Annotated in this window: 19 protein-coding genes; 2 read left to right on the top strand and 17 right to left on the bottom strand. The window is 28.5% G+C overall.

The window, feature by feature from the left end:
• Positions 1-28: 28 nt before the first annotated feature.
• Both S100390_RS01935 and S100390_RS01930 read right to left on the bottom strand, forming a co-directional pair.
• Positions 29-2,941 (bottom strand): hypothetical protein, encoded by a 2,913-nt coding sequence (locus S100390_RS01935; protein WP_070406624.1) that lies wholly within the window; start codon positions 2,939-2,941, stop codon positions 29-31.
• A 130-nt stretch (positions 2,942-3,071) separates the two neighbouring features.
• Positions 3,072-4,712: a lipoprotein gene (locus S100390_RS01930; protein WP_070406623.1), complete on the bottom strand. Its 1,641-nt coding sequence runs from the start codon at positions 4,710-4,712 to the stop codon at positions 3,072-3,074.
• 153 nt (positions 4,713-4,865) lie between these two features.
• On the opposite strand from S100390_RS01930, the gene S100390_RS01925 reads away from it, so the two are divergent.
• Positions 4,866-5,429, top strand: a complete 564-nt coding sequence (locus S100390_RS01925; RefSeq protein ID WP_070406622.1) for an inorganic diphosphatase — start codon at positions 4,866-4,868, stop codon at positions 5,427-5,429.
• Between the two features lie 46 nt (positions 5,430-5,475).
• On the opposite strand, the gene S100390_RS01920 is transcribed toward S100390_RS01925, so the two are convergent.
• The 8 genes from S100390_RS01920 to thyA form a co-directional block, all read right to left on the bottom strand.
• Complete coding sequence (locus S100390_RS01920) at positions 5,476-6,078, bottom strand: deoxynucleoside kinase (protein ID WP_070406621.1); 603 nt, start codon at positions 6,076-6,078, stop codon at positions 5,476-5,478.
• Between the two features lie 15 nt (positions 6,079-6,093).
• The gene (locus tag S100390_RS01915; protein ID WP_070406620.1) at positions 6,094-6,837 is read right to left on the bottom strand and encodes a pseudouridine synthase; all 744 of its coding nucleotides are present in this window, start codon (positions 6,835-6,837) and stop codon (positions 6,094-6,096) included.
• Positions 6,837-7,385 carry an SMC-Scp complex subunit ScpB gene (scpB, locus tag S100390_RS01910; RefSeq protein ID WP_070406619.1) on the bottom strand — a complete coding sequence of 183 codons (549 nt, stop codon included), beginning with the start codon at positions 7,383-7,385 and terminating at the stop codon, positions 6,837-6,839. The genes S100390_RS01915 and scpB overlap by 1 nt, the downstream gene beginning before the upstream one ends.
• On the bottom strand, positions 7,385-8,152 hold the full coding sequence (locus S100390_RS01905) for a segregation and condensation protein A (protein ID WP_070406618.1): 768 nt from the start codon (positions 8,150-8,152) through the stop codon (positions 7,385-7,387). Before S100390_RS01905 ends, scpB begins: the two co-directional genes overlap by 1 nt.
• A gap of 101 nt (positions 8,153-8,253) precedes the next feature.
• A complete protein-coding gene (locus tag S100390_RS01900; protein WP_070406617.1) occupies positions 8,254-9,564 on the bottom strand; it encodes a thymidine phosphorylase in 1,311 nt (436 codons plus the stop codon).
• Positions 9,565-9,584: 20 nt separating this feature from the next.
• Complete coding sequence (locus tag S100390_RS01895; RefSeq protein ID WP_070406616.1) at positions 9,585-10,376, bottom strand: lysophospholipid acyltransferase family protein; 792 nt, start codon at positions 10,374-10,376, stop codon at positions 9,585-9,587.
• Position 10,377: 1 nt separating this feature from the next.
• Complete coding sequence (locus S100390_RS01890; protein ID WP_070406615.1) at positions 10,378-10,860, bottom strand: dihydrofolate reductase; 483 nt, start codon at positions 10,858-10,860, stop codon at positions 10,378-10,380.
• Positions 10,860-11,729, bottom strand: coding sequence for a thymidylate synthase (thyA, locus tag S100390_RS01885; protein ID WP_070406614.1), 870 nt, complete (start codon positions 11,727-11,729; stop codon positions 10,860-10,862). The genes S100390_RS01890 and thyA overlap by 1 nt, the downstream gene beginning before the upstream one ends.
• Before the next feature lie 142 nt (positions 11,730-11,871).
• Here thyA and S100390_RS01880 point away from each other — a divergent pair, with 142 nt between their 5' ends.
• Positions 11,872-12,207: a hypothetical protein gene (locus S100390_RS01880; RefSeq protein WP_070406613.1), complete on the top strand. Its 336-nt coding sequence runs from the start codon at positions 11,872-11,874 to the stop codon at positions 12,205-12,207.
• 216 nt (positions 12,208-12,423) lie between these two features.
• Here S100390_RS01880 and S100390_RS01875 read toward each other — a convergent pair whose 3' ends face one another.
• The 7 genes from S100390_RS01875 to S100390_RS01845 all read right to left on the bottom strand — a co-directional run bounded on the left by S100390_RS01875 (position 12,424) and on the right by S100390_RS01845 (position 21,305).
• Positions 12,424-13,884 (bottom strand): hypothetical protein, encoded by a 1,461-nt coding sequence (locus tag S100390_RS01875; protein ID WP_070406612.1) that lies wholly within the window; start codon positions 13,882-13,884, stop codon positions 12,424-12,426.
• A gap of 319 nt (positions 13,885-14,203) precedes the next feature.
• Positions 14,204-15,415 (bottom strand): hypothetical protein, encoded by a 1,212-nt coding sequence (locus tag S100390_RS01870; protein ID WP_070406611.1) that lies wholly within the window; start codon positions 15,413-15,415, stop codon positions 14,204-14,206.
• Positions 15,416-15,527: 112 nt separating this feature from the next.
• Positions 15,528-17,132 (bottom strand): MATE family efflux transporter, encoded by a 1,605-nt coding sequence (locus S100390_RS01865; RefSeq protein WP_070406610.1) that lies wholly within the window; start codon positions 17,130-17,132, stop codon positions 15,528-15,530.
• Positions 17,133-17,227: 95 nt separating this feature from the next.
• Positions 17,228-18,835 (bottom strand): MATE family efflux transporter, encoded by a 1,608-nt coding sequence (locus S100390_RS01860; protein WP_070406609.1) that lies wholly within the window; start codon positions 18,833-18,835, stop codon positions 17,228-17,230.
• A 142-nt stretch (positions 18,836-18,977) separates the two neighbouring features.
• Entirely contained in the window at positions 18,978-19,421 is a 444-nt protein-coding gene (locus tag S100390_RS01855; RefSeq protein ID WP_070406608.1) for a peroxiredoxin, read from the bottom strand.
• Between the two features lie 55 nt (positions 19,422-19,476).
• Entirely contained in the window at positions 19,477-19,809 is a 333-nt protein-coding gene (locus tag S100390_RS01850) for a hypothetical protein (protein WP_070406607.1), read from the bottom strand.
• 77 nt (positions 19,810-19,886) lie between these two features.
• On the bottom strand, positions 19,887-21,305 hold the full coding sequence (locus S100390_RS01845; RefSeq protein ID WP_070406606.1) for an NADP-dependent glyceraldehyde-3-phosphate dehydrogenase: 1,419 nt from the start codon (positions 21,303-21,305) through the stop codon (positions 19,887-19,889).
• Between the last annotated feature and the right edge of the window lie 21 nt (positions 21,306-21,326).

The raw sequence follows: 21,326 nt of genomic DNA, 5'->3' as shown, positions 1-21,326 counted from the left end.
CAATTTACAAAATTAATAATTAATTTAACTATCCTTGTAATTTTTCTGTTAATTCATCTATTTTCTTTTGTAGTTGTTCTTTAATTTTTAATAAATCTTCATTTGAGGTTTTAAGATTTTTGTTTTCTTCTTCAAGTTCAACTATTTTTTCATCTTTTTCATGAAATAACTCTCCATTGCTTTTTTTAATTTCTTCTAACTCTACTGTAATTTTTTCATATTCTGCTGATTTACTAACAATTATCTCGTTTAATGTTTTTTTATCTTCAACAATTTCATTGAATTTCTTTTCAGCATTTTCTTTGTCTTTTTCTAAAGCAATCTTTTCATCAGCACTTTTATCTAATTTATTTGTTAAATCAGCAATTTTCAAGTCTAACTCTTTACCTTTAGCTTCGTGTTCTGCAACTAATTTCTCATTATCCCCTTTAACTTGTTCTAACTCTGCTTTAAGCTTATCAGTTGCTGCTGTATCACTCGCAATTTTTTCCTCTAAAGCTTTTTTATCTTCAACAATTTCATTAAATTTCTTTTCAGCATTTTCTTTATCTTTTTCTAAAGCAGCCTTTTCAGCAACACTTTTATCTAATTTGCTTGTCAAATCAGCAATTTTCAAGTCTAATTCTTTACCTTTAGCTTCGTGTTCTGTAACTAATTTCTCATTATCCCCTTTAACTTGTTCTAACTCTGCTTTAAGCTTATCAGTTGCTGCTGTATCACTCGCAATTTTTTCCTCTAAAGCTTTTTTATCTTCAACAATTTCATTTAATTTCTTTTCAGTATCTTTTTTATCTTTTTCTAACTTATTTTTTTCATTCTCAAGGTCAATAGCTTTTTGTTCTAATAAACCTGTTTTCTTTTCTAAGGCAGTCTTTTCATCAACACTTTTATCTAATTTATTTGTTAAATCAGCAATTTTTGAGTTTGAATCATTGACTTTATCTTCTTGTTCTCTAATTAATTTTTCATTTTCTGCTTTAATTTGTTCTAACTCCGCCTTAAACTTGTCATCTGCTTCTGATTCACTAGCAATTATTTCCTCTAATGCATCTTTTGCTTCAGTAATTTCATCTAGATTATTTTCAACATCCTGTTTTTCTTTTTCTAAAGCAGCTTTCTCATTTTCAAGATCAATAATTTTTTGTTTTAATAAATCTGTTTTCGCTTCTAAAGCAGCTTTCTCATCAGCAGTCTTATTTAATGTAGCTGTTAAATCAACAATCTTCAAATCTGATTCTTTAATTTTAGCTTCTTGTTCTGTCACTAACACTTCATTATTCTTTTTCGTTTCTTCTAACTCCGCCTTAAGAGTATTACTTTCATCAGTCTTCGCTTTTATTTCATTTTCCAAAGCCACCTTCTCATCAGCAGTCTTATCTAATTTGCTTGTTAAATCAGCAATCTTCAAATCCGATTCTTTAATTTTGACTTCTTGTTCTGTCACTAACACTTCATTATTCTTTTTCGTTTCTTCTAACTCCGCCTTAAGAGTATTACTTTCATCAGTCTTCGCTCTTATTTCATTTTCCAAAGTCGCTTTCTCATCAGCATCCTGACTATTATCTAATTTATCCTTTAAATCAACAATTTTCAAGTCTAAAGCCTTAATTTTAGTTTCTTGTTCCGTTACTAACACTTCATTATTCTTTTTCGTTTGTTCTAATTCTGCCTTAAGATTATTACTTTCATCAGTCTTAGTTCTTATTTCATTTTCCAAAGCTGCCTTCTCATCAGTACTTTTATCTAATTTGCTTGTTAAATCAACAATTTTCAAGTCTAAAGCCTTAATCTTAGCTTCATGTTCCCTAACTAATGTTTCATTATTCCCTTTAATTTGTTCCAACTCCGCCTTAAGCTTGCCATTCTCTGCTGTATCACTCGCAATTTTTTCCTCTAACGCTGTTTTTGTTTTAGTTATTTCATTTAGTTTATTTTCAATATTTTTTTTATCTTCTTCTAAAGCGGCTTTCTCATTTTCAAGTTCAGCAACTTTTTTTTCTAATAAACCTGCTTTCTTTTCTAAACCAATCTTTTCATCAGCAGTCTTATCTAATTTGCTTGTTAAATCAACAATTTTCAAGTCTAAAGCCTTAATCTTAGCTTCATGTTCCCTAACTAATGTTTCATTATTCCCTTTAATTTGTTCCAACTCCGCCTTAAGCTTGCCATTCTCTGCTGTATCACTCGCAATTTTTTCCTCTAATGCAGTTTTTTCTTGGGCAGTTAGATTTAACTTATTTTTAATTTCTTCTTTTTCTTTTACTAAATTATTTTTCTCTTTTTCTAAATTAGATATCTTTTGATTCAACTCTTCTAAATTCTGGTTTGCTTCAGACGATTCTATGTTATTTTTTTTAAGTACTGGAATAAAATCATCTAATTCACTTTTTTCTAATTTAGTTGTAGTCGAGTTTGCTTTTTGTCGTGCTAATCCTGATTGTCACATTCCTGTACGGTTTGGTTCAGCCGATCATACAGTAATTGAATAATTTTCTTTATAAGTTATTCCATTTTGTAACTTATATTTTTTGATAATGCTCTGCATACTGTCAGTTCCATTAATAGCAATTTGTTTAATAATTTTATTTTTGTCATTTTTAATCGTTACCATCTTATAAAGTTTTCTTTTTGAATCTAATTTTTTCCCATCATAATAAACATGAACAGGAATATTATTTCCTAAAAAAATGATTTTTTTATTTACAAGATCTATTCCAATTTCGCCTTTATATTCTGTATCACCAGATAAACCTGCTTGGCCTAATCCTCATAGCTTAATTTTTTTAATATATATTCCGTTAGTATTTATATTATTATTTTGTTGTAAATGATTATATTTAGTAAAATCATTTCTAATTTCATTTGGTGTCATTGCAACTAATGTTGTCATTGAACTAGTACTAATTGTTAGCATAGTTACTAAACTTAGTAGTTTTTTCATTTTAATTTCACCTTTCATTTCTTAGCTTAAGCCAAGATGATGATATAATATAATGAAAAAAAAGAAAATCATTTTCTTTTTAAGATTATTTATAATATTTTAATAACATTAAACAAAACAACTTTTATAATTATTTAGCAATTAAAAACCAGGCATTTCAAAGGTGATTAGATGCTTGACCATTATTAGCACCATATGCACCATAAAAAATTGAATCCATTCTTGTTATTCCAAAAGAAAATGCTAAACAAAATGAACCATTAGAAACATCAAAAACAATTTTTTCTTTCGTATAACCACTAGTTCCAACTCGTGTAGGAGTATCATCAATTAAATTATAAATATTAAATAAATTAAGATCAATTAATCCCTGTGCTTTTGGGCTTTTTTTAAAATTAGTTAATAATTTTTTTAATATTTTATCTTTACTATTAATGTTATCTTTTAAATCTGATAACGCATCTTTGACATGAAAAACACTAGAATTACTAATCACATTGGTTCAAGTATTTTCGCCTTTTCGTTTGCGAATATCAATATCATAATAATTATGAAAAGCAACAATAATTTTCCCAAAATTAGTTAATTTTGTCGTTAATCCTTGACGACTAATTAAAATATTACTTTCATAAATTTGATCATTAATCATTAATGCTCCCGATAATGGTAAACCATAAACACTAATATAATTCAAATTAACATTTAATTTTGCCAACATCATATTTTCTTTATCAACATTGAAAACTGGTAAACTTTCTTTGTAAGCTTTAACAAAATTTTCAGCTGTTAATCCTGGTGGATTAACACCTTCTCCTGCTCATAATGCTGGCTGATAATTTCCTAAATCAAGGTTCTTTGGAATTTGTCCAGAATTTTCAGCTGTAATTGTTGAAGATACTACCTTCATTAGTCTTTTATAACCAGTATCATCAAAAACAATTCCTTGTTTTAATTTTTCCGAAATTGTTGTATCATCATTAATGTTCTGACGTAATTTGGTCACAAAAATATCATCTAACGATTTAACATCTCCAATATAATTAACTTGAAAATTATCGTAAATTGATTTAAAATTGTTGTTTTTATCAATAACAACATTCATATAATTTTTAAAATAATTAACTAAAACTTTTGTGACTTCTTGAATTGTTCCATTAACAAGCTTTCCAATTTTTTGAACATCATTGGAAATTAAAAACGAAATTGTAAACGGCATTTTTTGATTTAATTTTTTAAAATCCAAATTTAGCATAAATCTATATTGCAATTGTACTGCCTTTAAGTTGCTAATGTCTGTTCCCGTTATTTCAGCAATTTTAGTTAAATTAATATAATTTAACATAAACTTATCTTTATCTTCTTCAAACCTTAGCGGCATTGTATCAACATAATAATTTGAATAATCATCTTTAATTTGGCGGTTAATATTATCAAAAACTGATTTTAAACCATTTTTAATAATACTTAACCCTGCCTTATGGTCAGATGACGAAACCGGAATTTCAACACTTGGTTCACCTTCTGAGACTGAATTATAAAAAGAATTTAATTGTGGATAAGCATTTGAATCCTTCAAATTACCACTATTGGCATAATCATTAATACTTTTACTTACTCTACTGGCAATCTTAGTTAAAGTTGCCATATCATTTTGCATACTACCATTTGTATCACTGTTATTGTCATTTGGTTTGATCATACAACTAACAATATTAACCGTTCCAACAGTAGTCATTGTCAAACTTCCTAAAATAGTTAATAATTTTTTCATTTCTTTTTTCCTCCAAAAATAATATATTTTTTCTTTTTTATTATAAAAAAAAAAAAAAAAAGCAAGTAAAAAAAGATAATAATAAAAATAATAACATTATTATTTTTTCTATGTTATATTAATAATTAGGAAATTAATGAAAGGAAGAAAACAATGAGTAAAAATAATGTTTTACCAATTATAGTCGAAATTCCAAAAGGAAGCAGTAATAAATATGAATACGATCTTAAAACTGGGCGCATTACCTTAGATCGTGTTTTATATGGAGCTAATTTTTATCCTGGTGAATATGGTTTTATTGAGAATACTTTAGATTGAGATGGTGATCCACTAGATGTTATTTCGCTAATTACATATCCAACAATTCCAGGATGTCAAATTAATGTTCGCGTTTTGGGAACGATTAATATGATTGATAATGGTGAAATTGATACCAAATTAATGGCAGTTGCTGCTGATGACCCTCGTTTTAACCATATTCAAACATTAGAAGATGTACCACAACATCTTCGCGATGAAATTGAAAACTTCTTTTTACAATATAAAGCATTGCAAAAAAAAGCAGTTAAAATTAATGGGTGAAGTGGTTTAGACCAGGCTTTAAAAGAAATTAAAGAATGTCAAGAACGATACATTGAATATAAAGACCTCTTAGAAACAAAAGGAAAAGATGCTGTAATGCAAATTTGAAAAGAAAAAGGATTGGGGCAAGCCTAATAAAAAAAATACTATTATCAAAAATAGTATTTTTTTTATTATCAAATTAAGCAGTTAACTTTTCTGAAATTATTGCCACAATTTCTTCTGGCGTTTTATTGTTTGCATCAATTACCAAAAAATTAAACTTATCTTTTACCCGTTCATATCATTCCTCATATTTGCGATTTAACAATGTTCAATAAGCACTGTTAACATTTTGTTCACTAGCTCGTCCCCTTTTAATAATTCGTTCCATTGCTATTTCAGGGTCAACTCGTAAATAAACCACTAATTCTGGTTTAATATTTTCATCCAAGTATAAACTTTGTAAAACAACAACATCATAAAATTCTTTATATACTTTATAATCTGTATTATTCATATATCCTAATTCATATAAAACATCAACAAAAATTGGGTCTTCTAGAATACTTCGATCAAAAATAATATTTGATGTTATTTTTGCTTGTTTTAATTGTTTGCTGCGCGCCATTATCATATACACTTGCATTTTAAAAGCCATATCCTTGGGGTCTGCGTAATATTGATCTAAATATGGATTTTCTTCAACTGGCTCATCCATCACCATATATTGATGTTTTTTTCCTAACATTTTACTAACAGTTGATTTTCCAACTCCAACAACTCCAGCTAAGGTAATTCGCATTGTGTTTTCTCTCCTTTATTTTGTTTTTAATTGTGATGCTATCCCAAAAAAACGTTTAATTTCTTTTGGTTTTAAGTAGCGCCACTCGCCTGGTTTTAAAGCTTCATCTAATTGTAAAAAACCAATAGCAATTCGTTTTAATTTAAGAACTTCATGGCCAACTGCTTGAATCATTTTTTTAACTTGATGTTTTCTTCCTTCATGAATTGTTAATAACAAAATTGAAACATCTTTATCTTCTTGGTATTTTACTAATTTTGCTTGAGCAGAACTTGTCATAATACCTGGTTCAATTTCCACCCCAGCTGCTAATTGGTGCAACTGGTGTTTTGCAAGACAACCAGAAACTAAAACATGATAGGTCTTATTAATAATATGACTTGGGTGTGTAATAATATTAGTAAATTCACCATCATTAGTCAATAGTAATAAACCACTAGTATCATAGTCTAATCGGCCAACAGGATAAATTCGTTGGGGAACACCCTTAATATAATTTAAAACAGTTTTACGATGTTGAGGATCAGACATTGTCGAAACACAATTTCGGGGTTTATTTAACATTAAATAAACCTTCTCATTATTTTCATCAATAAGAAGCTTGTTATTAATATAAATTTTATCATCCTTGCTAACTTTTGTTCCTAATGTTGTCACAACAATATTGTTGACCTTCACTTGCCCTTGGACAATTAACTCTTCTGCCTTACGACGAGAACAATAACCTCTTGCAGCAATAACTTTTTGTAATCGTTCCATTATTTAAATAAGTCCTGATCATTATCAATAATTGCTTCTTTAATTTGTGGTAAATCTGCTAATGAAGTTAAATTAAAAACTTTTAAAAACTCATTTGTAATTTGATAAGTCATTGGTTTTCCTGGTAATTCACTTTTCCCAGCTTCTTCAATCAATTCTCGTGCTCGTAATTTTTGAATCACATTATCAGAATTAACCCCCCGTAATTCTTCAATTTCTGGTTTACTAATTGGTCCCCGGTAAGCAATAATTGCTAATGTTTCTAATGCTGCTTGTGATAAACGTGCTTCAATCTTATTATTTGCCAACTTTAAATAAAAACTATAGTATTCTTTTTTCGTTGTTAAACGATATTTATCGGCGAATGCTGTAATCGTTAGTCCCCGCATCTTATTTGTCTGATATTCTGTTTTTAAGTTTAGTAACAATTCATCAACCTCTGCTTCGGAAATTTCAAGAATATGGGCAATTTCTTTTAAACTAATTCCTTCATCACCGCTAATAAATAATAAGCCTTCTAATAAGGCTATTTTTTCATTTAAATTCATTAAGTTAAATTCCCTTCTTTTTTCATATATTTTCGAATATAAATTGCTTCTAAATGTTGATACTGTTCAATCTCAATTTTTTGATGACGAGCTAAATCTAATAAAGCAATAAAACAAGCAACAAAAACTTGTAATGATATTTCAAAATTACCTAATAAATCTTCTAATAACCACTCTTTGTCTTCATTTGAAAGGAAAAACATAATACGATCTGCCATTTCCTCTGGCGAAACCTCAGTAATAACAACATTTGATTCTAATGGTTTTGTTGCATTAATTCGCTCTAACATTTTTAAAAAACTATTTGTTAATTTATCAATATTAATTTTTGGTGACAATGGTAAATCTTCTTCTTTCATTGAATGGCCCTTAATAATTGTTCGTGGTTTTGATAAATATTGAATTCCTTCTTGATGTTGGTCCTTAAAATACTGACTAACTTCCTTGATTTTTTTGTATTCTAATAAACGATTAATTAATTCATTACGCGAATCTTTTTCATAGTTATCATCAATTTCAACTTCTTCTTTTGGCAAGACTAACTTTGTTTTTGTTTCAACCAAATAACTTGCCATAGTTAAATATTCTGATGCAATTTCAATGTTCAATTGTTCCATTTTACGAATATAATCCAAAAATTGATCAGTAATTTCTGTTAACTTAATATTAAAAAGGTCCATTTCCTTTTCTTTTACTAAGTGCAGTAGTAAATCTAATGGTCCTGAAAAATTATCAAGTTTTACTTCATAACGTGAAAAATTTAGCATTCTCTTTCTCCTGTTTTTTATACTCTTAATTAATAATAACGATATTTTAAAAAAATTAAAGATGTTATAACAAAAAAAGTGATTAATTTAAAATCACTTTTTTACTGAATTATTTCATAAATTAATTCTTGCTCACGTGGTTTTGTGGCGACAATTTTAAAAGTTTGTTTTGCTCATTCATAAACTGGGTCAGTAACATAACGGTTAGTATACAAAGTCATTACAACATCACCAGCGACAACTTGTTCACCTGTTTTTTTATTAAGATAAATCCCAGCATGATAATCAATTTCTTCATCTTTTGTTGTTCGACCCGCTCCCAAACGAACGGCTAATAAACCCAATTCATTTGTATCAATAATTTCCATATATCCAGCTTGGTCTGCCTTAATTTCAATAATATTTTTTACTTTTAAAATATCCTTTAAAGGTAAATCATTATCAATAAAACTTAAATCACCACCTTGTGCCTTAATAAAAGCACGAAAATAATTTAGTGGTTTTTCAGTTTGCATTTTTTCTTGACAAGCAGTAACAGCTGATGCTAAATCCGGAAACAAACCAGCTTGGCATAAACTTAAGGCTGCTGATTCACACACAATATAGTTTAAATCATCAGGTCCTCTCCCTTTTAATGTTTGTAAAACTTCATAGATTTCAATTGCATTACCAATTGCACGTCCTAATGGTTGTGACATATTAGTGATCTCTGCTGCAATTTTCTTATTAAATTTAATTCCTAATTCAACCATAATTTGAGCTAATTTTCGTGCTTCTGAAATTGTTTTCATAAAAGCCCCACTTCCGCACTTAACATCTAAGACAATGCCATCACTTCCTGTTGCAATTTTTTTACACATAATACTTGCCGCAACTAACGGCAAAGAATCAACTGTTGCTGTAACATCGCGTAAAGCATAAATTTTCTTATCAGCTGGAACAATATTAGTAGATTGTGACATAATTGATAAATTTGTTTGATTAATAATTTTAACAAATTCAGAAAAAGAAATTTCAACTCTAAAACCTGGTATACTCTCTAATTTATCAATTGTCCCACCAGTTTGTCCCAAACCACGACCAGACATTTTGGCAACTTTCAAACCAAAAGCAGCAACTAATGGTGCATAAATTAAACTAACTTTATCACCAACCCCACCAGAAGAATGCTTATCAACCTTAAACCCTGAAATTGATGATAAATCATAAATTTCACCCGAGTTAATCATCGCTTCTGTTAAAAATGAAATTTCAGAAATAGACATCGTTTGAAAATAAATTGTCATTAAAAAAGCTGACATTTGATAATCGGGAATTAATCCTGTCGTATAACCTTCGACAATAAAATTAATTTCTTCACGAGTTAATTCCTGACCATGTTTCTTTTTATCAATTAAAGCTAAAATATTCATAATTACTTGTTCCTTTTACTTTACGTGTTTTTTTTCTTTAATGAAGCTTTATATTCTAAATAAGCTTTTTTGTGATCAACATCACGGTATTGTTCAATCCCCTTTTGAATAATTTGTTTTACATTATTCGCAATTAACTCTGTTGGCTTTGTCATAAAAGTATCTGGTTTGATTGGCTTATGGAAAACAATATGAACATATTTTTTCCCCTTCTTTTTATATTCCTTGTTAAAAATTGGATGAGAATTAATTATTGAAACCGGAATAATTGGTGCATGTGCTTTCTGAGCAATCTTAAAACTACCCGCATGAAATTCTCCCATTTCTTGATTACGACTACGAGTTCCTTCTGGAAAAACAACCATTGTTCTTGGTACACGAATTAAATCATTAGCTTCTTTCATTAATTCTAAAGCTTGCCGTGGATTATCGCGGTCTAAAAATAAAACATCAATTAATGTTAAAAAGTTTTTAAATGTCTTATCATTTGCTAATTCTTTTTTGGCAATAAAAGCACATGGTGCTGTTTTATTAAAATCATTTAAAACAAATAATAAGGCTGGATCAACATTTGATTGATGATTAGCCACCATTAAACAACCTTTATCAATTCAATTGTCACGATCATGAACAATTATTTTAACATCGTATACTCATAACATATAACGTGCTCGTTTTTGCAACCAATGGTAACGATATTCTTCAGAAATAATATTTGGATCTCGTTTAATTTTTTTACTAATGCTTTTTGCTTTCGTAATTGTTCGTAAAAATCGTGGTCATGTAAGAATAATTTTTCAAATATTTAACATACTAATTTTGTTCCTTTCTCTTATAATATTTTATTACAAATTGCTCTAATTCAGTGGTTTTAATTAAGATAAATTGTGTTAAATCAAATGCTGGAAAATAAGTATCCCCCTCATATTTTCCTTTGATATAACTAATAATTAATTCATCAGCATATGGTAATGTTGCTTCATAAATTTTTTTTCCTCCACAAATATAAATATCATCTGTTGAATTCTGTTGATAAGTGTTAATAATATCATTCAAGTTTGTTACTACTTTAACATCAGGATGATTAATAATATAATCTTTTTTCGTTGTTAAAACTAATATTTTTCGATTTGGGAGTGGCCCACCAATTCCTTCATAAGTTAAACGACCAAATAATATTGTTTGTCCAACTGTTGTTCTTTTAAAATGTTGTAACTCCTCTTTTAAATGTCACGGTAAATGATTATTTTTCCCAATTAAATTATTCTCATCCATTGCTCATAATAACTTAATCATTAGACAGCAACAACTCCTTTAATTAATGAGGCTGGGTCATAATTTTCAAGGGTAATATCCTCATAAACAAAATCAAATAAAGAATTAATTGTTGGATTTAATTTTAATGTTGGTAATTTGCGTGGTGTTCTTGTTAACTGTTCATTAACTTGTGCAAAATGGTTTTTATAAATATGGCAATCTCCTAATGTGTAAACAAAATCACCAACTTCTAATCCTGAAACTTGCGCAATTAAATGGATTAACAACGAATAACTTGCAATATTAAAAGGAACACCTAAAAAAACATCAGCACTACGTTGATACAATTGACAACTTAATTTATTATCTTTTGAAACATAAAATTGCATTAAAGTATGACATGGCGGCAACGCCATTTTTTCAATTTCAGCCGGATTCCAAGCACTAACAATATGGCGACGTGAATATGGATTAGTTTTTAAATTATCTAACAAAATTGCTAACTGATCAACACCATTAAAATTTCGTCATTGTTTCCCATATACAGGTCCCAAATTACCAAAAGCAGCGGCAAAAGTAGCATCAGTTTTAATTTTCTCCACAAATTCATTTAATGATTCATTTTGATATTGTGACGATGCTTTATATTTCTCGTACGGTCATTCATTTCAAATTCGAACATTATTATCCACTAAATATTTAATATTAGTATCACCTTTAATGAATCATAATAATTCATAAACAACTGATTTAAAATGAATCTTTTTCGTTGTTAATAACGGAAAACCTTCTTGTAAATTAAAACGCATTTGATAACCAAAATAAGAAATTGTACCAGTATTTGTTCGATCATCTTTTTCTTGACCGTGTTCTAAAATAAACCGTGCCATCTTAAGATATTGTTCCATTAATTTTCACCCTGTTTTCTATTTTTCCATACTTAAATCTTACCTTATTTCAAAATAAAATCATCGAAAAAAATAAAAAAAATATTAACAATATTATTTTTTTGTGTTATCATATGAATAATCATTTAAGAGGTGAATAGCAATGAATAAATTTTTAAAACATATTATTAAAAAAATTAAGTTTTCATTAAGTCTATTTATTCCTGGAACCTTTAATCCTTTACGTAGTAAATATGAAAATGAGACAGAATTTGATTATGCCTATATTTTAACTAATTCAATTCACCAAGAAAATGTTATTAGTGAAACAGAAGTTGCTTTAATCAACGAAGAAAATAATTGCCAATATAATAAACAAATTATTCGAAAAATTAATTGTTTTTCAAAACCAAATCAAAATGTTGTCTTAGTGTTATTAGGTTTTGTTGTTTGATTTTTTAAAGTTAAAAAGAATACTTGACCACCACAAGTATTATAAAATAATACAAGCAAAATAAATTAACGACCTAAAATATATAACAAAATAATTTTTTCAAATATAACCTTTCAAATTTAAATAATGCATAAGAAGTCTAGATTTAACCCTTATCTAGACTTTTTTTATTAATATAAATAATATTGGTGCTTATCCATCACAGTACACCTACGAAATTTGAAACAGCAAATAAAATAAAAAGAGCATATGCTCTTTTTATTAATAAAATTCAACTTCCCCAATTTTTAGTTTTGTTCAGACATGACATATAGCCATTCAAGAATAAGTATATGAAATTATTGTTGCTTTTAAATATTCTCCCTCAAAGAATAAAACATGAATATATAGGTGTGCAGATTGTTCTACATAATTTATGAAAGGGATAGGAACATAATTAAGAAAATCATATTTTATAATAGATGTATAATTTTCCTTTTTATATATTTTCGTATCATCTATGGCTTTTGTATTAAAATTAATATTTATGTTTTCTTTGCTTATTGTTGTCCCCTGTCCACCTGCCGATGCAAAGACATCATTAAATTTAATATGTTCATATTTTTCTTTAAATTCTTGCATACTACTAGCATAGTCTGATCATTTAATTAAATTTATTGTTTTTTCTCATACTTTTTTATCATCTGTTATTGGTCCAGTAATATTTCAATTTATCTTTAAATTATTATTATTTGATAATGTTGGTTTCCCAATTTGTGTTTCTTGGTTCTGTGCTGTATTTCTATGAAGAAAACTTTTATTAGGTTCTAATTTAGGTTTTAATGTTTGATAAACATGATTTAATGTAAAAAAAATTTCTATACTATCATTAAAGTTTTGATAATAAGTATGATCCTCTTCATTTTCAAAAGGTGGTCTTCACAAATCATCATTTGTTATTGTTGGAACATAAATCTGCTGAATATTACCATATATAATTGCACTATTATTTGTAATATTTTCAATTCTATTTATATCACCCCTTCGAAGGGTGGGATTTAATTCTAGCAGGTGTCTTAAAATGGTTTCTTCATCGTTATCAGATATTTCACCCAAGTCTGTTACTTCTACAATTGAATCTAAGATATGACTATTTGTTTGAAAAGAAACTAAAAAATCTATACTATTCCGATTTGTTGTTCTCAATAATGCAGAACTTTCAAATACATCAGTTACCTCTATTCACAAATTTTGATGAGCTATATTTGGATTAAGTCTTTGTAAATTTTGCAGAATAGTATATTCGTAATTATTATTAATTTCTCCCAAATTTCTATTTGGAACAACAGAAGAAAATGCAAATCTGTTTGAAGTAAAATAAATTACAAATTGATTTACATTGTTAATATTTTCATCTAATCTAATACTTGGATTTATAGAAATTATTGCATGATCTCTAAAAATTCTTTCAAACACAATATTTTGAGTAAATTCTGGTCTTGAAAAAATTGAATGATTAATTGCAATTAATCCTTGAATAATATTTATTTCATTATTAAGTTCAATATTTCCAATAAAAATTTCTCGGGGAATTTTTTTATTATTTAATTCATTAGCATTTTTTCTAATCCTATTTAAATTTCCTGTATTCACATTTCTTTCATAATTGCTTGTGGCAATAACATTTGGCATTACTGTTCCGCTGATGGTTAATACACTTAATAGATTTAATACTTTTCTCATTTCATTTATTTCCTTCTTACATTGCATTATTTTAAAATAATAACATAATCAAACTGAAAATTATTTTTTAAATCATAAATTGTAAATGCAAATACAATAAATTTTTCAATTAATTTATAAAAGGTTCTTTGCTTTTTTAAAATATGTTTTTAAAATTGGAATACAATTAAAGTCAATCATTAAATTATATGGTTTTAAATAGTTTTTACTATGTGTAATATGTTCCAATTTATTTGTCACATATTTATTTTCATTATTTTTACAATTTACATAATAAAAAACATAAAAACAAGGAATAATTCCTTGTTTTTATGTTTTTTTAAAATCAGGGGTCAAACGGAACATCAAGTCCAAATCAACCATTAATTAAATCGTGAACTGCTTCTAAGTTAAAGTACAACATAACAATCGCTACTACTGCAACAATTAAAATAGTCAAGATAACAATTAACACTATTGCTCATATTGGTAATCTTCGTTTTTGTGAATCTTCTTCATACCCCTCAAGATTTGAATTATTCATTGTTTGATTAAGATTATTACCTTGTGCAAACGGCATTTTAACTGGATCAATTTTCCCCAAAACCGCATTGTTTGGATTAAATTCTGAGGTTGGATTAAAATCAGATGGCGAATTAAAACTAGGCGCAGCATTAAAGTCTGGCGTTGGTCCAAAACTTTGTCCTTGATCATTAAAATCATTTGTTGGCCCAAAATTTGGATTTAATTGTCCGAAATTATTTTCAGTATTAAAACCTGGAGCTGAACCAAAATTATTATTTTGATTAAAATCAGGATTTGTGAATGGTGCTGAACCAAAGTCATTATTGTTATTTTTTGAAAATGGTGCAATATCATCATCAAAATCGTCATCGAAACCACCAAAATCACCGCTGTTTTTATGATGTTGCTTCATTAAATCTGGATTCATAATTGCGAAATGAGAACCATCATCATGCCCTTGATTTCCTACTCCTGAATGATTAGTTTCCTGAGGCGTTTGTTGTGGCATTGGTGGATATTGCTGTGTTAAATCTGGTCCTGCCAATGGCGGATATCCCATTATCATTCCTGGAAATTGCGGTACTTGTGGATATCACATCATCCCTGGAAATTGTGGTATTTGTGAATACCCCATCATCCCCGGATATTGTGGTATTTGTGAATACCCCATCATCCCCGGATATTGTGGCATCATTCCGTACTGATTCATTCCCAAATTAGGATTATTATTCACAACTGGCATTACATATGGTTGATATATGATTGGTTGATAAATTGGTTTGTTATATTGTGCTTGCAATGTTGTTCCATTAATTCCTAATGATTGTGAAATATATGATGGATTAAAAGCCGGATTAGGCCCCGATTTAAAACCATCTTTGTCTAATGGAACCTTAATTGGCTTTGACAATGGTGTTAACGGAGGTATTTGATTAAATAAACTATCACTAGGTGTACTATTGTTAGGTCCAAAAGAAATCGAATGATTGTCTGTTCCTTCAGTAGTTTTTATTCCACTATTATTCATGTGATACCCCCCACTTTAATATACCCACTTTGTTTGATAAGTATATTATACTATAAATTTGCAAAAAAATAAATAAAATTATTGTCAAAAATAAAAGAAAAGTATATAATTATTATATTTTATTTTTATCTTGACGGGTTTTATTTCGTAAATATTCTTGGTCCCTTTTATTTACTTCATTAAAAATACTATGACGGTTTTTATGCCAGAATACATATAAAATAATACCCACAATACACCCCGAAATTAAATCATTAAAACCCAACATAAGGAAATAATAAATATTATTTTTTGTTGTTCCATCAGCTAAACCACGGACAATAAAGGCTCCCACTAACATCAAAATTGGCAATACAATAAGCGTTCGGAACGCAGAACATAATGCTGCCTTTCGGGCATTATTCATCCCCTGAAATAACGAAACACCCATAAAAGAAATAGCAGCGCACGGATAACTCATTAGCATTAACACTGATGTTCACCGATATTGCTCAACTAGCGATGATGGAAAAGCAAAAGTCATTAATAATTGTGGTCCAATACCAATAAATAATAAAAGCACAAAAAACAATCAACTTCCAATGATAATTAATCCATATCAACAGGTTTGGTACATCCGCAAGTATTTCTTTGCCCCATAATTATATCCAATAATTGTTTTAATTCCTTGCGCAATCCCTAACGCAATTGCTGTAAAAAAAGCAACTCATGGCGTCATTGCACTATTAAATAACTGGAAGGCTGATAAACCACTTCTTTGTTTTTCATCAAATTGTCCCGGCAAATATGACATAATTGTTGATGATAAAATAGAAACCAAAACAATACCTAAATTATTAATAAATGATGAAAATCCTAATCGAAAAATTTCTTTTACAGTTGATTTTCGAAAATAAAACAAGTCTTTTCAATGAAATCGTAAATATGAATCGTTGTTTCGATAAATACAAATTAGTGAAACAACAATAATAAAAATTCATGAAATAATAGTACCAAAGACTGTTCCTTCTAACAACAAATTAGCATACTTAACTAATATGATTGAAGAACAAACATTAACTAAAATCGATCCAATCGTAATATAAACTGCAATCCGTCCCTTCCCATCAGTACGTAATAAAGTTAATAGTAAATAACTAACAAACATTAAAGGGCTTGCTAATAACATTGGAAAGACATAACGTCAAGTCAAATCTTGTGTAATTCATGACCCTTTTTTACTTAATTGAATGAAAATCATAATATTATCTCATTTAGGAAAGACTAAACAGAAAACAAAAAATGCCGCAACAATTGAAAATAAAATTGTAATTGTTAAGGCATTTCCTGCTAAAGATTGCGTTTGTTGTTTATTATTTTGTCCATACTTAATTGCAAAAGTAATTGATGTTCCAATTGCAATTAAAACAGCAAAAGATAGAAGGAGGTTATAAATTTGACCTGAAAAATGGGTTGCTAAATTAACAAAGATCTTTGCCCCTTCATAAGTTAAAATGCCATTATTGTTGTTAATATTTTCTTTATATCAATCTAAATATGGTTGATAATGAAAAACATTAGGAGTTACAAACGTTAAAGCAATTAGTTTATCTAAAATCGGATAGGAAGCTGAAATTGCCATCACAAAAACAGTTGGCAATGAAAAAACAAAAATTATTTTTCATAAATTATCATAACGCAACTTAATCTCATTTTTTGAAAAAACATTATTGTTCATTAACAGCTGTTCCCTTCTGTAAATTCCTTTACTATTAATTTTATCGTATTTTCAAAAACATTACTAGAAAAAATAAAGTGATATTAAATCATTTTTTATTTAATATCACTTTCTAACGAAATTTTATCAACAACATTATCTTGTAAATTATTACGATTTTGTTGTTCAAAATCATCGGGATGATCAATTAATTTTGTTTTATTTTTCCGTCAAGTTGAGATTAACATTGGACCAATAATAAAAGCACAAATTAAATCGTTTAATCCAATTAGGATAAAGTAATCAATATTGTTGCTAGTTAATAAACTAATCCCATAACCAATAAATGATAATGGAACCATAACAATTAATGAACGTAACATTGAACAAATTAGAGTTTGCGTTGATTTTCCAATCGCTGAATATAGGGCCATTGAAGTATAAGTTACTGATGCAAAAATATAAGTTGAAAATGCCAAAACAGTATATCAACGATAATGGCTAACGAGTTCTTGCGGAAAGTTATAAATTAACATCATTTTATCAGCAAATACTAAAATTAGTAGAAAAACAAAAGTAAACCATGCTAATTCCAAAATTGCAACTCTAAAAATAATTCGTTCAATTCGTTTATATTTTTTTGCCCCAAAAGCATAAGCACAAATAGCGGTTGCCCCTTGAGCCAAACCAACACCAGCTGAAGTGAAAATAACAATAAACGGCGAAACGGTTGAGTAGACTAACTGACAAATATAAATTCCAGCTGAAGTTGCCGATACTTTTTGACCATTAACAGTAATTAAAACATCATCTTGACCTGGCAAATGCACTACTAAAATCGTTGAGATTAAAACTTGAATTGCCATAGCAAAATTAAGAAAGAAAGCACCAATTCCAATTGGAAATGACCGTTTAATAATTTCGCGAGATCATAACATTTCCTTTCAACTAAATTTACAATATGAATTCTTCGAAAAAATAATAACACAAGCAGAAAATACAATATTAAAAATCCATGCCATCATACTTCCCATCATTACCCCCGACATTTGCAAATGTGCTAATTTTGCAAAAATAAACGAAAATAAAACATTAATCGGAATCGAAATAATTTGCATTATTAAAACAATAAATACTTTCCCCTCTGTTCGAAGAAAAGTTGGTAAAGCAAATGATAAAAACAACAGTGGCGCACAGAAAATGAACACTCGTGAATATTCTCAAGATAAAGTAATATAGCGACTTTGTGCTAATCCTGACATTCCCCCATTCATTTGAGCTTTTACTAATAATGCTCCAAAATGTTCATTCATCAAAAAGAATAATACTAAGGCAACAAGAATTGATAAAACAATTTGTAAACCAACCATGTTCCCAACAATTCGTCGCATTTGAGCAATATTACGTCGCCCATATTCCATTGAAAAGACAATTGATGCTCCAACACCAAATAATGCTGCAAAAGCAAATAAAGTATAAAATGCAGTCATTGTATAACCAGTTGTAATATTTACTAAATTATTTGCTGTATGCTCATCAATATTAAAACGCTTCATAATATCTGAGCTTGTAAAATTTTGGGCCATATTTTTATCAATAATATTATATAACCCTTGAATAACCATAATTAAAACCATTGGACCACAAAAATACCAAATTGCAGATCATGGTTTAGCATAACGTAACTTATGTTCACGTTTTGTCATTATTAATTTTTCTTCCATTATGTTTCCTCATTGTTCTTTCTATTTTTATAAGTAAAATCTAATTTAACTATTAATAATAAATTAGATTCTTACAATTGGGCTAATCATCTGTTGTTGAGATTGTTAGTTAATATATATCCTAAATATAATACCTAGTTGATTACAATACGCTTGATAAAACGGTTTTAATGTGTTCAACTGGCGCTACTTTTCGTCATTCTTCAATAATTACAAAATCATTGTTTAACAAAAAAGTACTACGTTCAATCCCCATATAAACATTATTAAACATTTTCTTTTGTTTTAAGACATTAAACATTTTACATAGTTTCTCATCAACATCACAAATCATCGGAAATTCAACAGCATGATCTTGTTGAAATTTGGTTTGTTTTTTTAAATTATCCCGGCTAATACCAATAACATTATAACCTGCCGTTAAGAATTTTTGATAATAACGATTATAAGCAACCGTTTCTAACGTACAACCTGTTGTTGCTGCTTTTGGAAAAAAATAAAAGATATAACCCTTTTCTTTTTGAAAATCAGAAATTAGATGTTCCTTTCCATCAGTAAATAAAAATTTTTCTTGCTTTAAATTCATTTAAGATATCCTCCCCACCCATTACTACTATAATATAAAAGACAATAATAATTGATTACTGTCTTTTAAAAAGTTCTATTAAATATTTTGTTATTTCTAATTTATTTTTTAAAATATTAAATGATAGTTTTAAATCTAAAAATATTAAATATAACGAGATTTCAGTGATATCAAACTTATATTCTAATTCACAAATCTCTTTTTCAATATTTTTTATTTGGTCGGTAATATTTTCATAATCATCAACAACGGCACTATTATTTAAACTCGCTCGTTCTTGTAATTCACTAAGATCTAAATTGACATCTTGAACTGTTAACATTAGTTCATTTAGTGATTGCTCAATTTTTTCTTCGCGTAAGGACATTTGTTCCTCTTTTTTTTCCATATTATTCTCCCCCTACTTTACAAGTATAATATATCATAAAAAAAGAATAAAATGAAAAAAGGTTCTTTAAAATTACTTTAGTAATTAATTACTAAACCTTTAAAACGAGTAACAGAATTAATAGTTTCACGAATGCCCTGCACTCCTTGTCCTGAATCATGAATCCCTAAAAATGGGAATGAATCAGGGCCACGTTGTGTTCGACCATTAATATTAACAGTTCCTGTTTCTAATTCACCAGCAATTTTAAAAGCAGTATTAATATCATTAGTAAAAATACATGCTTGTAATTTAAAGTTTGATTTATTTGCTAGCATAATCATTTCTTCAACATTTTTACAACGAATAATTGGTAAAACAGGTCCGAATGGTTCTTCTCAAGCTAATCGCATATCTGCTGTAACATGGTCAATTAAAGTTGCACTAAGTAAATTATCTTTTCGATGATTTCCAACAACTAAAGTTGCTTTTTTGGCCAAAGCATCATCAATTAATCCTTGAACAAATTCAGCAGCCTTAATATCAATTACTGGAATAATTGCCTTGTTTTCTAATGGTGAACCCATCTCTAACTTACTGACTTCTGTTTTTAATAAGGCAACTAATTCATCAGCAATTGCTTCATCAACTAAAACACGCTTAATTGCTGTACAACGCTGCCCCGAATAAGAATAAGCCCCTCCAATAATTTCTTTCACTGTTTTAGTTAAATCAGCATCTTTTAATACTAAGGCCGGGTCTTTTCCACCTAATTCTAAAACTAAATCTTTCCCATGTCCTAATTTACGAATGTGATTCCCAACAGCAACTGAGCCAGTAAAAGAAATTACATCAATTTCTGGATTTAAAACTAATAAGTCCCCAATATCACGGCCACGGCCCGTTACAACATTAATAACTCCTTTCGGAAAACCAACTTCATGTGCTAACTTTGCCATATATAATCCAGTTAAACTGCCATTTGTTGCTGGTTTAAAGACCACGCTATTTCCAACAATTAAACTTGGAGCAATTTTAGCAATACTTAAGTTAACAGGATAATTAAATGGTGAAATTGCTAAGACTATGCCCTTAGGAACACGTGAAAAAATTCCAAGTTTATTTTTGACATTTCAACCATCTCCAGTTAAGGTTTCTGGAAAAACTCGTTTTGCTTCTTCAATTGTATAATCAATATATTCAATACTTCGTTCAACTTCAACTTGACCATCTTTCAAACTTTTTCCAACTTCATGAGCCATAATTTTTGCCAACTCTGTTTTATGAGTTAACAATAATTCTGCTCATTTTCGTAAGTAACTAATTCGTTCAAACAAAGTTAATTTTGCTCATTTTTTTTGTGCTTGTCGTGCTGTCTGAAAAGCCTTATTAATTTCTTTTTCTTTTAAAGCTGGAACACGACCATAAGGTTTATTATCAATTGGTGAAATTATTTCTAACCAATCCCCATTATTCATTAATTCGCCATCAATTAATGCATTTAATTCTAAGTTCATTTTTCACTGCCTCTTTTCTTT

This window comes from Spiroplasma sp. NBRC 100390, from assembly GCF_001886495.1.
Lineage (GTDB): Bacteria > Bacillota_I > Bacilli_A > Mycoplasmatales > Mycoplasmataceae > Spiroplasma.
Note: the sequence above shows the minus strand (reverse complement) of the source record. Positions and strands in the feature narration are given on the sequence as shown.